Source organism: Pseudomonas sp. GW822-FHT03F04 (genome assembly GCF_058801405.1).
The window spans coordinates 402,877-417,279 of record NZ_JBXANF010000002.1; the positions used below are offsets into that span (position 1 = coordinate 402,877).

Here is a 14,403-nt window from a genome sequence, read left to right on the forward strand (position 1 = left end):
AAACAGAACGCGCTCAGCTTGCGCTGACGCTCGATTCAGCCAGTGTCGGGTAGTCGATGTAGCCCGCCGCGCCGCCGCCGTAGAGGGTGGCGGGATTGAACGCGGACAGCGGCGCGCCCTGCTTGAGGCGCTCCACCAGATCCGGGTTGCCAATGAAAGGGCGACCGAAGGCGATCAGGTCGGCCTGGTCTTCGGCGAGCCGCGCGTTCGCTAGGTCCAGGTCATAGCCGTTGTTGGCGATATAGGTGTTTTTGAAGCGCTGGCGCAGGGCGCCAAAATCGAAAGGCGCCACGTCGCGCGGGCCGCCGGTCGCGCCTTCGACCACGTGCAGATAAATCACACCGAGGGCGTCGAGTTGCTCGACAACGTAATTGAATTGCGCCTGCGGATCGCTGCTGGAGACGCCATTGGCCGGCGACACTGGAGACAGGCGCACACCGGTGCGATCCGCGCCGATTTCATTGATGACGGCCGCCGTCACGTCGAGCAACAGACGCGCACGATTTTCAATCGAGCCGCCGTAAGCGTCGGTGCGCAGATTGGCGTTGTCCTTGAGGAATTGATCCAGCAAGTAGCCGTTTGCACCGTGAATCTCCACGCCATCGAACCCGGCATCGACCGCGTTAGCCGCAGCCTGGCGGAAATCGGAGACGATCCCCGGCAGTTCGCTGGTTTCCAGGGCGCGGGGTTCGGAGACGTCTTCAAAGCGGTTGTTGACGAACACTTTGGTCGCGGCACGCAGCGCAGAAGGGGCCACCGGTGCGGCGCCGTTTTCTTGCAGGTCAACGTGTGAGACGCGGCCGACATGCCACAGCTGCAGGAAGATTTTTCCGCCCTTAGCGTGGACGGCATCGGTGACTGTGCGCCAACCATCGATTTGCGCCTGGGTGTAGATCCCGGGGGTGTCCTGATAACCCTGGCCCTGTCGGGAAATCTGTGTAGCTTCGCTGATCAGCAAACCGGCGCTGGCACGCTGGCTGTAATAGGTCGCCGCAAATTCGCTGGCGACGAAGCCCTGGCCAGCGCGGTTGCGTGTCAGTGGTGCGAGAACGACGCGGTTCGACAGCGTGAGACTGCCTAGCGTGTATGGGGTGAACAAAGTCTGCTTGGTCATCTGATGAATCATCCGTGCCCGTTGGTGGAGATCGGTGGGGTGTGGAATTAGGATGATGATCGAAATCTAAACTGTCAACGGTTTTGATTATGGGCGACATCTATGTATCATCGGAGGCAGGAATTCCCGCTAAACACGAGGTATTGCACGTGAGAGTGACCAAGGCCCAGGCACAGGCCAATCGAGAACACATCGTTGAGACGGCCTCAGAGCTGTTCCGTGAGCGTGGCTTTGACGGCGTCGGTGTGGCGGATCTCATGGCGGCTGCCGGTTTCACCCATGGGGGCTTCTACAAGCATTTCGGGTCGAAGGCCGACCTGATGGCCGAAGCTTCGGCCTGCAGTCTCGGCAAATCGTTGACCGGCGCCCAGGCGCTCGATGTTCCGGGTTTCATCGACGTCTACGTGAACAGAGAACATCGCGACGGACGCGGCAGCGGTTGCACGATGGCCGCACTGTGTGGCGACGCGGCGCGTCAGTCGGACGATGTGAAAGCAACGTTTGCCGAAGGCATTGAGCACACCCTGCAAACCCTGGGGGATAAATACCCGACTGGGCCGGATGCCGCGGAGGGTGAGGGGAGAAAGAAAATGATCGATCTGCTGTCGCGTGCGGTCGGCGCAATCATCCTGTCACGCGCCTGCCCGGATGATTCTGCCTTGGCGGATGAAATCCTTGAGGTATGCCGCGCTGAAATGCTTGCTTCATTGCCGGTGTTGTCGGTCGATGAAGTGGAAACGCCGTAGAAGGGCCGATCCGCGCTGTTCGATGACTTGAACGTCAGCCCGTATTCAGCAGATCGGCCAGTTATTCGTGACTATGTACTAAATTGGTCACGATTTGTAAGTCCTCGACAGGGTGAGTAAGCTACGCCCATGAATCAGCCATCCATATCTTCGCCCGGCCCACGTGGCCCAGTCGATCACGACATTCGTGATCAGATCGTCGCGGCAGCCAATGAACACTTCAGCCAATACGGCTATGGCAAAACCACGGTTTCCGATCTGGCCAGGGCCATCGGTTTTTCCAAGGCGTACATCTATAAATTCTTTGATTCCAAACAGGCGATCGGGGAAGCGATCTGCTCAAATTGTCTGGGCCAAATCGTTGCAGCGGTAGAACAGGCTGTTAACGCAGAGGCGATTTCGCCAACCGAGCGTTTCCGCCGGCTGGTGAAAACCGTGATTGCCACGGGTGTGAACCTGTTCTTCAATGATCGCAAGCTCTACGACATCGCGGCATTTTCCGCGGCGGAGCGCTGGCCCAGTGCCCAAGTGTATGAGGAGCAGATCAAGCGCTTTATCTTCGACATCGTGCGTGAAGGGCGAGAGGTCGGAGAGTTCGAGCGCAAGACCCCGCTGGACGAGACCGTCGAGGCGATTCATCTGGCCCTGCGCCCCTTCGTCAACCCGTTGCTGCTGCAGCACAATCTCGATTTTATCGAGGTAGCGCCCACGCTGACCTCCAACCTAATTCTGCGTAGCCTGATGCCCTGATCCGACCCAGCTCACTTGTTCAAGTGAGCTGAGCCAGAGCGCGACATCCCCCAACCGGATTTCCTGTTCCCGGCACATGTGTGCCGGAGCGGCGTTCAATTTTGTATTATGTGACCATTGACTGAATTGGTCACTTGGATAGTATGGCTTCGCTGTCGTTTTCGATGTTGTTTTTCAGTGATCCCATAGAGTCCAGATAATGAAAAAAATAATGCTCAAGAATCCCGTTGGCCTGGCGGTCGCGCTGGCGTCCTCCAATGTGTTGGCCGGTGGTTTTGCACTTAACGAACAAAGCATTAGCGGGATGGGCTCCGGTTTTGCCGGGCGATCTTCATCTGCGGAAGATGCCAGTACGATCTACGGCAACCCGGCGGGCATGGCGCGGCTCAAACGAGAGCAGGTGAGCGTGGGTGCGGCGACGCTGTTCGCCAAATCGGACATCAGCCGGACTCGCAGTACCTTCGACGGCAAGGAAGACGGCAACATGGTGCCCACCACCACTGTACCGATGGGGTATTACGTCAAGCCGATCGATGAGCATTGGGCATTCGGCGTCGGGTTTTATGTGCCTTTCGGGTTGATCACCGATTACGGCAGTGGTTTTGCCGGACGCTATTACGCCAACAAGAGTGAAGTCACCACGCTGACCTTCCAGCCGACGATCAGCTACGCCTTTAACGAAAAAGTCTCGATCGGATTCGGGCCAACCATCAACCGTATCGGCGGAGAGATATCAGGCATGGTGCCCAATCCACTCAGCCCGGGGCGTAATGACGGTAAGCTTAAAAGCACCGGCGATGACACCGCACTGGGTTTCAACGCCGGCGTGCTGGTGCAGGCGACCGATCAGACCCGTCTGGGCCTGACGTATCACTCCAAAGTCAGTTACCACTTGGACGCCAAAACCAAGGTCACGGATGGCATCTTCAGCGTGCTGGGCGTCAGCGGCCGTAGTTATGACGCGTCGCTGGATGTGGACACGCCGGAGTCGGTGGACTTTTCGGTGACGCATCAATTCAACAACGACTGGACCCTCTATGTGGGCAGTACCTGGACACGCTGGAGCCGCTTCAAGGAACTGACGATTGAGAACAGCGGCTTGCCGCCGTTGCTGAGCGGCCAATTGGGGACGATCAGCGAAGAGCAGAACTGGCATGACACCTGGGCTCACGCGATCGGTGCGGCCTACCAATTGAATAACCAATGGGTGCTGCGTGGCGGGTTTTCGGTTGATCAGTCACCCACCAACAATACCAATCGCGGCCCTCGGATTCCTACCGGCGACCGTAAGGTTTTCAGCTTCGGTGCCGGCTGGACACCCGTGGACAATGTCACGATCGATCTCGCGTATTCCTATCTTTGGGAGGAGAGCGTACAGATCAACGACACCTCGGCAACCCGGGGTGCGTACAGTGCCAAGTACAAGAACAGCGCGAGCGGGTTCGGTACTTCCGTCAGTTACCGCTTCTAGTTGAACGCGGTTAAGCCAAATGCGGGTCGGGAGTACGCATGCCTCCCGACTCGGAATAGCCTGGTCTGACGCGATCTGGGGTTGCTGCTCAGCGCGCCGTTACAGACTGCGATTCAGCGGGTTGCCAGCCACCGCCGAGCGACTTGAATACCGCCACCGCCGCGCGGGCCGACTCCGTCCGCGCTTGCGCTCTGGCGTCGGAGGCCTGCAGCAGTGTTTCGTCGGTGTGCAAGACATCGATCAGGCTGGCTGTGCCTTTTTCATAGGCGGTGAACGCGGACTGGCGAGCTTGAGTCAGCGCCTCTTCGCCGCCGGTAAGGGTGGTGGTCTGAGCTTGCCGATTCACCAGCGAGGACAGCGCGTTCTCTACATCCTCGGTGGCTCGCAGTACTGACTGGCGATACGCGGCCAACGCTTCAGCTTGCTGTCCCTTGGCCTGATCGATCTGGGCGTTGATGCGTCCGAAGTCGAAAAGCCTCCAACGCAGGCCCAGGACACCGCTCGACTGGCTCGCGCCGCTGGTGAAAAGATTGCCTCCGGATACCGCTGTCGCGCTACCCAGCAAGGCGCTGAGGGAAAATTTCGGGTAGTACTCGGCAATCGCTTCACCAATGCGCGCGTTAGAGGCTGCAAGCCGACGCTCGGCCACGATCAGGTCCGGTCTGCGCTGCAGCAGATCTGCCGGTGTGCCCAGCGCAGTCAACGACGGCACCTTGGGAATTTCGCCCTCACGTGCCAGTTGCGTGCGGTGAGTGCCCGGAGGCGTGCCGAGCAGCACATCCATCGCATTCATGGCCGCCTCCAGACCGCTTTGCAGTACCGGAACGCTCGCCTGAACTTGTGACAATTCACCCTCGGCCTGGCGCACTTGGTACTCCGCGGCCAGGCCCTTCCCGTAAAGCAACCGAACCTTCTCCAGCAACGCGCGCCGGGTATCGACTTGCTGGTTGGCAATGTCCAGCCGTGCCTGCAATCCGCGCAGGGTGATGTAGATATCGGCCGTTTGCGCGGCGATTGTCAGCCGTGTAGCGGTGAAACCCGCTGCTGATGCCTGGTACTCAGCCAGTGTCGCCTCACGCCCGCGGCGCAGTCCGCCAAATACATCGACTTCCCAGCCCGCCTCGAAGTTGGCCTCGTAGGCATTGCCATAACGTTCATAGCCCGGTGTTGAATTCAAAACCTGGCCAAGTGGCGTCTCGACGGACTGATAAGCGCGTGCAGCCTGTGCGTTGATGTTCGCCGAGGGCAGCAGTGCTGCGTTTGCGGCACCCAGGCCGGCCCTTGCCTGGGTGACTCGCGCCGACGCCTGCGCCAGGTCCAGATTCTGCTGCAGAGCCTGGTTGATGAAGTCGGTCAGCATTGGATCATTAAAGTTTTCCCACCACGCGACAAGGCTGCCCGGTGTTGATTCGGACCGCGGTTCGACAGCGGACTGGCCCAAGTAATGGTCCGAAAGTGGGGCGTCCGGACGTTGGTAATCCGGACCCACCGCACAACCTGCCATCAGGCCGGCGGTAATCAAAAGAGCAATCGGGCGGAGGGGAGGCATTGGAGTTCCTTGGCGGATTGATTGTGACCATAATATAATTTGGTCACAATCTGTCAATTGACGACGCCTGTGTAGACGCAGCATTTCCAAGGACTTCTTGAGTATTTTGCTGAATTCATGAAGCGGAAATACTTTAGAGTCGTGACTATTGACGTAAATGGTCACAAGGATGAGAATATGATGATCATCCTATTTAGTAAGGGAATCTATGCGACGGCTTCGATCTTTCCCCATTGCCGCATGCCTGTTGCCACTCGCTCTGGTAGCGTGCGGTGATTCTTCCCCCGTATCCGACCCTCGTACGCAGGCGCCTTTGGTGCGGACCACCGCCGTTCAAGCTGCGACTGACGGTTCTCGATCCTTTACGGGGGTTGTGACCGCGCGCATTCAGACCGACCTGGGTTTTCGCGTATCGGGCAAGGTGCTCGAACGTCTGGTTGACACGGGCCAGACCGTCAAGCGCGGTCAGCCGCTAATGCGACTTGACCCCATCGATCTGGGGCTGCAGGCACGCGCGCAGCAGGAGTCGGTCAGCGCCGCCCGGGCCCGCGCCAGGCAGACAGCCGATGACGAAGTTCGCTATCGCACCCTGGTCAGCGCTGGCGCCATTTCCGCATCGGCTTACGATCAGATCAAAGCCGCCGCAGACACTGCCAAGGCGCAGCTCAGCGCTTCTGAAGCGCAAGCGGACGTTGCCCGCAACGCTTCTGGTTATGCGGTGCTGGTCGCCGATGCCGACGGCGTTGTGGTGGAAACACTCGCAGAACCCGGACAGGTCGTCAGCTCGGGACAACCGGTCGTTCGACTGGCGCGGGCAGGGCAGCGCGAGGCTATCGTGCACTTGCCCGAAACGTTGCGTCCCGCCGCAGGGTCCACCGCGCAAGCCACACTCTATGGTGACGCCTCGGGTGCTGTGACAGCGAAACTGAGGTTGCTTTCGGACTCGGCGGATCGCACGACGCGCACGTTCGAGGCGCGCTATGTACTGGAGGGAGCGCTGGCCAATGCGCCGATAGGTTCGACTGTCACCCTCAGAGTTGCCGAGGGCTCGACACCTGCCGCTTCATTACAGGTGCCCATCGCTGCTGTTTACGACGCGGGTAAAGGCCCTGGCGTGTGGGTCATCTCCGGTACACCGCCAACAGTGACCTGGCGACCGGTTCAGGTGCTGGGGTTGAGCGACGATTCGGCGCGAGTGGCCGGCGACCTCCGCATCGGCGAACAGATTGTGGCGCTGGGCGCTCACCTGTTGCGCGAAGGTGAACCAGTAAGAATACCCGTGCCTGATGCGACGACCGTTGCCGGGAGTCGCCCATGAGCGAGGGACGATTCAACATTTCCGCCATCGCCGTTCGGGAGCGCGCGATCACCGTCTTTCTGATCTTCTTGATCGCCGTTGCCGGCATCCTGGCGTTCTTCCAGTTGGGGCGTGCCGAAGATCCTCCGTTTACGGTCAAGCAGTTGACCGTCATCACGGCGTGGCCGGGGGCGACCGCGCAAGAGATGCAGGATCAGGTCGCGGAACCCCTGGAAAAACGCCTGCAAGAACTCAAATGGTACGACCGCTCGGAAACCTATACGCGGCCAGGGCTCGCTTTCACGATGGTCTCGTTGCTCGATAGCACGCCCCCTTCGCAAGTGCAGGAGGAGTTCTATCAGGCACGTAAAAAACTCGACGATGAATCTATCAAATTGCCGGCGGGCGTCATCGGGCCGATGGTCAACGACGAGTATTCGGACGTGACCTTTGCGCTGTTCGCCCTGAAAGCCAAAGGCGAGCCACAGCGATTGCTGGTCCGCGATGCGGAGTCCATGCGGCAGCGCCTGTTGCATGTGTCGGGGGTGAAGAAGGTCAACATCATCGGCGAACAAGCCGAACGGATATTTGTTTCGTTCTCGCATGACCGTTTGGCGACCTTGGGCTTGTCACCGCTGGACATCTTCGCCGCGCTGAACAGTCAGAACGCACTGACCCCGGCCGGGTCAATCGAAACCAGCGGGCCACAAGTTTTTCTGCGTCTTGATGGTGCGCTCGACAAGCTGCAGAAAATCCGCGACACCCCTGTTGTCGTGCAAGGGCGGACGCTCAAGCTGTCTGATGTGGCCAAGGTCGAACGTGGTTACGAAGACCCGGCCACCTTTCTGGTGCGCAATAACGGCGAAGATGCTCTGTTGCTCGGTGTGGTGATGCGTGAAGGCTGGAACGGTCTTGATCTGGGCAAGGCGCTGGATTCCGAGACCGTCAGGATCAATGAGGAAATGCCCCTGGGCATGAGCCTCTCCAAGGTCACCGACCAGGCAGTGAATATCGACTCCGCCGTTGGCGAGTTCATGGTCAAGTTCTTTGTCGCGTTGCTGGTGGTTATGCTGGTTTGCTTTCTGAGCATGGGCTGGCGTGTCGGCGTGGTAGTCGCTGCCGCCGTACCGTTGACCCTGGCGATCGTGTTTGTGGTGATGGCGGCCACCGGTAAGAATTTCGACCGTATCACCCTCGGGTCATTGATCCTGGCGCTTGGGCTGCTGGTTGACGACGCCATCATTGCCATTGAAATGATGGTCGTGAAAATGGAGGAGGGCTACGATCGCATCAAGGCGTCTGCCTATGCCTGGAGTCACACGGCAGCGCCGATGTTGTCCGGTACCTTAGTGACGGCGATCGGCTTTCTACCTAACGGATTCGCTCAGTCCACGGCCGGTGAGTACACCAGCAACATGTTCTGGATCGTGGGCATTGCACTGATCGCTTCCTGGGTCGTTGCGGTGGCTTTCACCCCCTATCTGGGCGTGAAGTTGTTGCCAGACATCAAGGCCGTGGAGGGTGGACACGCGGCGATCTACAACACGCCGCGATACAACCGCTTCCGCCGAGTTCTGACTCGGGTCATTGCGCGCAAATGGCTGGTCGCGGGCACGGTGGTCGCGCTGTTCTTCGTGGCGGCTGCGGGCATGGGCCTGGTTAAGAAACAGTTCTTCCCGACCTCTGACCGTCCCGAGGTCATGATCGAGGTGCAGATGCCCTACGGCACCTCCATCGAGCAGACCAGTGCCACGGCTGCCAAGGTCGAGGCCTGGCTGCGCCAGCAGGACGAGGCAAAAATCGTCACGGCCTATATCGGTCAGGGTGCGCCGCGTTTCTTCCTGGCGATGGCGCCGGAGCTGCCCGATCCGTCGTTCGCCAAGATCGTGGTGCTGACCGAGAGTCAGGAGGCACGGGAAACCCTCAAATTGCGTTTTCGCGAAGCAGTCGCTCAAGGGCTAGCCCCGGAAGCGCGCCTCAGGGCGTCGCAAATTGTGTTTGGTCCTTATTCGCCATTTCCGGTGGCTTACCGGGTGATGGGGCCTGACCCGGCAAAGTTGCGCGTGATCGCTGAGCAGGTGAGGGGCGTGATGCAGGACAGTCCGATGATGAGAACCGTGAACACCGACTGGGGCGCGCTTACCCCGGCCTTGCATTTCAATCTGGATCAGGATCGCCTGCAGGCTGTGGGGCTGACATCGACTGCGGTTGCACAACAATTGCAATTCCTGCTGAGCGGCGTACCGATTACAGCGGTGCGCGAGGATATTCGTTCAGTGCAGGTCATGGGGCGGGCAGCGGGCGATATCCGCCTCGATCCGCAGCAAATCGAAGGCTTCACCTTAGTCGGTGCGTCGGGGCAGCGAATCCCGTTGTCACAGATAGGCGAGGTCGATGTGCGCATGGAGGATCCGATCCTGCGCCGGCGTGATCGCACTCCGACCATCACCGTGCGCGGTGACATTGCCGAAGACTTGCAACCGCCGGATGTTTCCAGTGTGCTGCTGAAGCAACTGCAGCCGATCATCGAAAAACTGCCTTCCGGTTACCGGATTGAGCAGGCGGGTGCGATCGAAGAGTCCGGCAAGGCCGGCAAGGCGATCCTGCCGTTGTTGCCGATCATGATCGCCATGACCCTGGTCATCATCATTGTGCAGGTGCGTTCGATCTCGGCGATGATCATGGTGTTTTTGACCTCGCCGTTAGGGTTGATTGGTGTGGTGCCGACATTGCTCATCTTCAATCAGCCGTTTGGCATCAATGCGCTGGTCGGTTTGATTGCACTGTCGGGGATCCTGATGCGCAATACGCTGATTCTGATCGGGCAGATTCATCACAACGCGCAAGAAGGGCTGGATCCGTTTCACGCAGTCGTCGAAGCCACGGTGCAACGTGCGCGACCGGTACTATTAACGGCGCTGGCGGCAATCCTGGCGTTCATTCCCCTGACACACTCGGTGTTCTGGGGAACGCTGGCCTATACCCTGATTGGCGGCACGCTTGTCGGCACCATCATGACGCTGGTGTTCCTGCCCGCGATGTACTCGATCTGGTTCAAGATCGGTCCTGAGGATGAGAGGCAACCTGAAACAGTAAAACCGGTGTAGCTATAAATCTTGAAATCGAGGCCTGCTCTGTCGGGCCTCTTTGCCGCCCTCACGTGAACCCAGCACGCTGCGGCAGGTGTGGTGGTGCTGATGGCCAGTGCCTCAATTTCCTCGATCATTCTGGGGTGCATTTTCCTCAAGGATGCCATCTCCGCGAACGCTACTGTTGGCGCCACACTGGCTATCGCTGGGATCTCGGTAATCTTCGGCGGCGACCTGCAGCAGCGCTTTACCCTGCAAGGTGCTGCGCTCGCCTCCATGGCCGGTTCCGGCTATGGAGCCTTTCCGGTTGCTATGAAGCGCATGGGGGTGTCGGTGGGGCTGCACTTCACCCGTCAATTGTTGTTCTTTGGCAGCCTGTACTTACTGATGCCGGCAGCGGCCGATGGTTTCGTGATAGGCGAGCTGTCGCCGCTGGCGATCGCTGCGCTGCTGGCGCTGGCCACGCTGCCGACAATCCTGGGCTTCTTCTGCACCACCAAAGCCATCGAGTATCTCAAGCCATCCCAAGTGCAAGCGCTGGAGCTGACCGAACCACTGTTCGCCGCGCTGCTGGCATTTGTGGCGCTCAATGAGGTACCGCGCGAAAGCCTCTACGCAGGAGCGGCACTGATCATCGTCAGCCTGTGTTTTTCCAATGAACTGATCCGCTTGGGCAGCAAAGTCTCCGTCCCGTTGACCGAGTGAGCTATTTTCGAACCCTGATTAACTCTGTTGTCGCGAGCAGCCCATCGACTGCTCAAGGTCACGCGCTGGCGAACCTTGAACTAGCCGACGAATTTTTCGAGGCGCTGCAATATCGGCCGACAATGCTCTAGCCAGCGTCACCCCTTGGTCAGATCAACCAACGGTGTCTGCCGCACTTCAGTCTCCCGCCCACCCTGAATCTCGCTCACCTGCTTCAAGGCCTTATCCACAGCCATCTTATCCACCAACAAGCTGTAGCTGATGCGGAACTGCTTGTGCTCCTTCGGCCCAATTGTTGGTACCAGGCTCAGTGGCCGTTGATAACGGCGGTTGTAGGAAAAACTTGTCCCCGGCTCCAGCCCCGTGACATAACCCTGGCCTTGGGTATCGGTGTTTTTCCACAGGGAAAACACGGGCAGTGTTTGAGTATTGAAGCCGACCGAAACGCCCAGGTTGCCGGCCTTGTTGTGCAACACTGTCAACGTATCGCCCTTGGCATCGGCATACGGCACGACGTTGTAAACCGTTTCGTCGTAGTCCTTGGTCGGTGCGCGGTAGGTTTGCCATTCGGGCAGATCGCTCTTGGCCTTATCGTTGAACGGCGACACCTGTTTCACCGGCGCGGCGAAACGAGCGCCTTGCTCCAGGAACGGGGTGCTGAAGTTACTGTGATACAGCGCCTGGTATTCCTTCGGATAGTCGCCGTTGTTGGTCAGGGTGTCGTTGAGGGCGAACACTACGCTGCCGGGTTCGGTGACCAGTTCGGTCGTGATGGAGAAATCGACCTTCTTGAACGCCTGCTCTTTCAGTTCGCCACGCAGGGTGATGGCGTACGGTGCCATTTCATCAATGTGCAGGGTGACTTTGTTCGCAGGAATGTTGGCGGCCCGACCGTGCAGGGTCAGCAGTTCGCCGTTGTCGACGCCGGGGTGGCCGACCCATTCGTATCCACAACGGGTGACCAGTTCATTGAAACCTTCCAGCCAACCCAGACCACCGCGGCCATTGAGTTCGATGAAGGACGGATTGACCACTTCCTTGACCGGCGAATCCCAGCCCATGCGTACATTGCCGACCGAAGCCTGCAAGACGTTCATTCCCCGTGTCGGCACTACCGAGAGTTTCATCGTGCCGTTATCGATGTCGACGATGCTGACGCCCTCCTGCCGACCGCCATGCAAGGTGCGCAGGGTAACGCTGAAGGGTTTGTCGGTTTTTATGCCGAGTTGTTGGCTCGTGATCTGCCAGTTCAGGGCGGCTTTGTCGGTGTCGAGCAGAACGTAATCCCAGGCCATTGCGTGGGAAGAAGCGGACAGGGCACTGAGGACAGCAAAGAGTTTGAGCGGGGTCATGGCAGCAGCCTTTCTTGAAGTTGTGCCATTTTTATAACCGTGATGAAACGTTTCAGCAAGCTTGAAAAGTGACACAACACCGGTAAAACCAAGAAAGACTGGGGTCAAACCGAAAAATTGAGTCGATGCGATGCCGCAAATCCGCCGCAAGCTTCTCTGGCTCTTTGGCAGTCATCAACACTGGCTCATCCGGTATTCACTCTAGCGTCGGTTGTTTTGGAGCGAGCCTCGACTATGCTCCTAGCTGGGTATTCCCTACTGCTTTTCACAAGGACGTCACTATGAACGCAGAACAGGACAGCAGAGTCATCACCGGTATCATTCGTGCCTACGGCGGGTCGGCCTACAGGATGACTACCATCTCCACGCCGCAGGTCAAAAGCCCCGGCCTGTACGTGCTTTATTTCGTCACCGCTAGCGCGCAAGGCTATTGCATCCCCCTTTACTGCGGCTTCACCTCGCGCTCACTGGAGGTTAGGCTGAAAGAGCACGCCCAGCCCGGTGGCCAGATTTACACCATGCGAACCCCTGGCGGCGTCAAGACATCGTCGGGCTTCCCCATCGCCACGGCCAATGGCGAGGTTTATATCGGTTTTCTCGAAAGTACTGGGATGCTAGCAAAGTTGATGGAAAGCAGCCTTCTGCTCAATTACGACTTCCTGCTCAACGCTTCGGAAAACGGTCAAAGGCGGCTGTTGGATGTTACCCAGGCTAAGGAGTCTGACTGGGCTGCGCTTGATGACACTCTCACAGCCAGGCAGCAGATCGATCATTGGAACCCCGCGGTGGAAAACACCGTCAAGGAAGCCATTTTCGATGCCAAGCAACTGAATCTGAGCTTGGATAAATTCAGGGGTTTCGTTTGACTGCGCCAGCATCGAGCGCGCGTTACGGAACGGTACAATCCAACCCGGCCATGGTGTCCGCAAAAAACTTTTCGGCGCAGGTGCTGGCACAGAACGATGAAGGGCATCGATTGTGTCTGCAAGGCAGTTTCGAGGCAGCCGAGGCCTGCTTTCGATACGCAGTGCAACACCATCCCGACTGGTCCGTCGCGCACAACAATTTAGGTTGGGTGTTGCAGGCCCTAGGCCACAACGAAGACGCCATTGGCAGTTACAAGTCCGCCCTGCGTCTGGAGCCGGTCTGCGTGCTGGCTCGGGCCAACTTGGCCTATTTGCTTGCCCATTTGTATGTGCATCTAGGCCAGTTCGATGCCGCACGGGGCATGTGGCGGGTGCTGTTCGAGTTGTATCCGAACGACCCCGAAGTGTTGGATAACCTTACTAGCACGGCGCTGAGGGCCAATGATCTTGTCGACGCAGGGCATTGGGCCATGCGTCATGCGGCGGTCACTCGCGGCAGTACCTGGCACCCGCTGCCAGGCGATATACCCGAGGTTCCTATACCTGCGCCGAAGCTCAGCCGGGGCAAGCTGAGCCATGATCTCGAACAGTTGCGCTACCTGCGTGATCGGCAGTTGGTGAGTCCGCAATGGGATGCGGTCATCGACGGCTATGAAGCCGCACTGCAACGCTTCAATGAGAGCGATAGTCTCTTGCAGCAGCAGTTGTACGAGACATGGCCACTACACTCCACCTACGGTCGGGTCATTCACCATCTGCCGGCCGCACGCCAGGAAGAGGGCGCGTTGAGTGACAGCGCGGTGCTGCGTCGAGCGGAGCAGGATTACCAGCAGAGCCCACTGGGCGTGGTAGTGATCGATGATTTTCTGACGCCTCAAGCGTTGCTGGAGTTGCAAGCGTTCTGCCTGCAATCCACCGTCTGGCATACCAATCGTTACGCCCATGGCCGCTTGGGGGCTTTCTTCAGGGAGGGTTTCAACTGCCCTTTGCTGCTACAGGTTGCCGAGGAAATCCAGCAGTACTTTCCCCAGGTGATAGGCATTCAGCACCCGCTGTTGCAACTGTGGGGGTTCAAGTACGGGCACGACCAGCCGGCCACCTATCCACATGCTGACTTCGCTGCGGTGAACGTGAATTTCTGGATCACTCCCGACGAAGCGAACCTAGATAACAGCTCGGGTGGGCTGGTGATCTATGACGTCGAAGCACCGTTGGACTGGGACTTCGAAACCTACAACCGGCAAGGTGATCGGATCGCCGCGTTCCTGCAGGCGTCGGGCGCGCAGCCGCTGGTGATTCCCTACCGCTGCAATCGTGCAGTCATCTTCAATTCAGACCTGTTTCATGCCACAGCGCCCCTTGCATTTCGCCCTGGCTACGCCAATCAGCGCATCAATATCACGTTGCTTTACGGTGAGCGCGAGCGCGCTGGGTAGAGCTAATGCAGGAGTGCCCGGTACCTTG

At 58.6% G+C, this 14,403-nt stretch carries 10 protein-coding genes and 1 pseudogene; 8 read left to right on the forward strand and 3 right to left on the reverse strand.

Annotated features, from left to right (window positions below):
- Positions 1–13: 13 nt before the first annotated feature.
- Positions 14–1,114 (reverse strand): alkene reductase, encoded by a 1,101-nt coding sequence (locus AC1RMX_RS05480; RefSeq protein WP_493070888.1) that lies wholly within the window; start codon positions 1,112–1,114, stop codon positions 14–16.
- Between the two features lie 149 nt (positions 1,115–1,263).
- Between AC1RMX_RS05480 and AC1RMX_RS05485 the strand changes: the two genes are divergently transcribed.
- The 3 genes from AC1RMX_RS05485 (at position 1,264) to AC1RMX_RS05495 (ending at position 4,081) form a co-directional block, all read left to right on the forward strand.
- The gene (locus AC1RMX_RS05485) at positions 1,264–1,860 is read left to right on the forward strand and encodes a TetR/AcrR family transcriptional regulator (RefSeq protein WP_176504843.1); all 597 of its coding nucleotides are present in this window, start codon (positions 1,264–1,266) and stop codon (positions 1,858–1,860) included.
- 129 nt (positions 1,861–1,989) lie between these two features.
- The gene (locus AC1RMX_RS05490) at positions 1,990–2,610 is read left to right on the forward strand and encodes a TetR/AcrR family transcriptional regulator (protein ID WP_096820467.1); all 621 of its coding nucleotides are present in this window, start codon (positions 1,990–1,992) and stop codon (positions 2,608–2,610) included.
- A gap of 199 nt (positions 2,611–2,809) precedes the next feature.
- On the forward strand, positions 2,810–4,081 hold the full coding sequence (locus AC1RMX_RS05495) for an OmpP1/FadL family transporter (RefSeq protein ID WP_493070890.1): 1,272 nt from the start codon (positions 2,810–2,812) through the stop codon (positions 4,079–4,081).
- A gap of 88 nt (positions 4,082–4,169) precedes the next feature.
- Here AC1RMX_RS05495 and AC1RMX_RS05500 read toward each other — a convergent pair whose 3' ends face one another.
- Positions 4,170–5,630, reverse strand: a complete 1,461-nt coding sequence (locus AC1RMX_RS05500) for an efflux transporter outer membrane subunit (RefSeq protein ID WP_493070892.1) — start codon at positions 5,628–5,630, stop codon at positions 4,170–4,172.
- Between the two features lie 208 nt (positions 5,631–5,838).
- Here AC1RMX_RS05500 and AC1RMX_RS05505 point away from each other — a divergent pair, with 208 nt between their 5' ends.
- From AC1RMX_RS05505 to AC1RMX_RS05515, 3 genes and pseudogenes are all read left to right on the forward strand, one after another.
- Positions 5,839–6,948 carry an efflux RND transporter periplasmic adaptor subunit gene (locus AC1RMX_RS05505; RefSeq protein ID WP_493070894.1) on the forward strand — a complete coding sequence of 370 codons (1,110 nt, stop codon included), beginning with the start codon at positions 5,839–5,841 and terminating at the stop codon, positions 6,946–6,948.
- Positions 6,945–10,034: an efflux RND transporter permease subunit gene (locus AC1RMX_RS05510; RefSeq protein WP_493070896.1), complete on the forward strand. Its 3,090-nt coding sequence runs from the start codon at positions 6,945–6,947 to the stop codon at positions 10,032–10,034. Before AC1RMX_RS05505 ends, AC1RMX_RS05510 begins: the two co-directional genes overlap by 4 nt.
- Before the next feature lie 63 nt (positions 10,035–10,097).
- Positions 10,098–10,721, forward strand: a pseudogene (locus AC1RMX_RS05515) (DMT family transporter); the annotation flags it as partial.
- Positions 10,722–10,858: 137 nt separating this feature from the next.
- Here AC1RMX_RS05515 and AC1RMX_RS05520 read toward each other — a convergent pair.
- Complete coding sequence (locus tag AC1RMX_RS05520; RefSeq protein WP_096820472.1) at positions 10,859–12,073, reverse strand: aldose 1-epimerase family protein; 1,215 nt, start codon at positions 12,071–12,073, stop codon at positions 10,859–10,861.
- Positions 12,074–12,354: 281 nt separating this feature from the next.
- On the opposite strand from AC1RMX_RS05520, the gene AC1RMX_RS05525 reads away from it, so the two are divergent.
- Complete coding sequence (locus AC1RMX_RS05525) at positions 12,355–12,939, forward strand: hypothetical protein (protein WP_096820473.1); 585 nt, start codon at positions 12,355–12,357, stop codon at positions 12,937–12,939.
- Complete coding sequence (locus AC1RMX_RS05530) at positions 12,936–14,375, forward strand: phytanoyl-CoA dioxygenase family protein (RefSeq protein WP_493070899.1); 1,440 nt, start codon at positions 12,936–12,938, stop codon at positions 14,373–14,375. The genes AC1RMX_RS05525 and AC1RMX_RS05530 overlap by 4 nt, the downstream gene beginning before the upstream one ends.
- Positions 14,376–14,403 lie beyond the last annotated feature (28 nt).

Bases quoted from the DNA above. Each gene is read 5' to 3' on its own strand.
- AC1RMX_RS05480 (WP_493070888.1), bottom strand. From the start codon at position 1,114: ATGACCAAGCAGACTTTGTTCACCCCATACACGCTAGGCAGTCTCACG.
- AC1RMX_RS05490 (WP_096820467.1), top strand. From the start codon at position 1,990: ATGAATCAGCCATCCATATCTTCGCCCGGCCCACGTGGCCCAGTCGAT.
- AC1RMX_RS05495 (WP_493070890.1), top strand. From the start codon at position 2,810: ATGAAAAAAATAATGCTCAAGAATCCCGTTGGCCTGGCGGTCGCGCTG.
- AC1RMX_RS05500 (WP_493070892.1), bottom strand. From the start codon at position 5,630: ATGCCTCCCCTCCGCCCGATTGCTCTTTTGATTACCGCCGGCCTGATG.
- AC1RMX_RS05505 (WP_493070894.1), top strand. From the start codon at position 5,839: ATGCGACGGCTTCGATCTTTCCCCATTGCCGCATGCCTGTTGCCACTC.
- AC1RMX_RS05510 (WP_493070896.1), top strand. From the start codon at position 6,945: ATGAGCGAGGGACGATTCAACATTTCCGCCATCGCCGTTCGGGAGCGC.
- AC1RMX_RS05520 (WP_096820472.1), bottom strand. From the start codon at position 12,073: ATGACCCCGCTCAAACTCTTTGCTGTCCTCAGTGCCCTGTCCGCTTCT.
- AC1RMX_RS05525 (WP_096820473.1), top strand. From the start codon at position 12,355: ATGAACGCAGAACAGGACAGCAGAGTCATCACCGGTATCATTCGTGCC.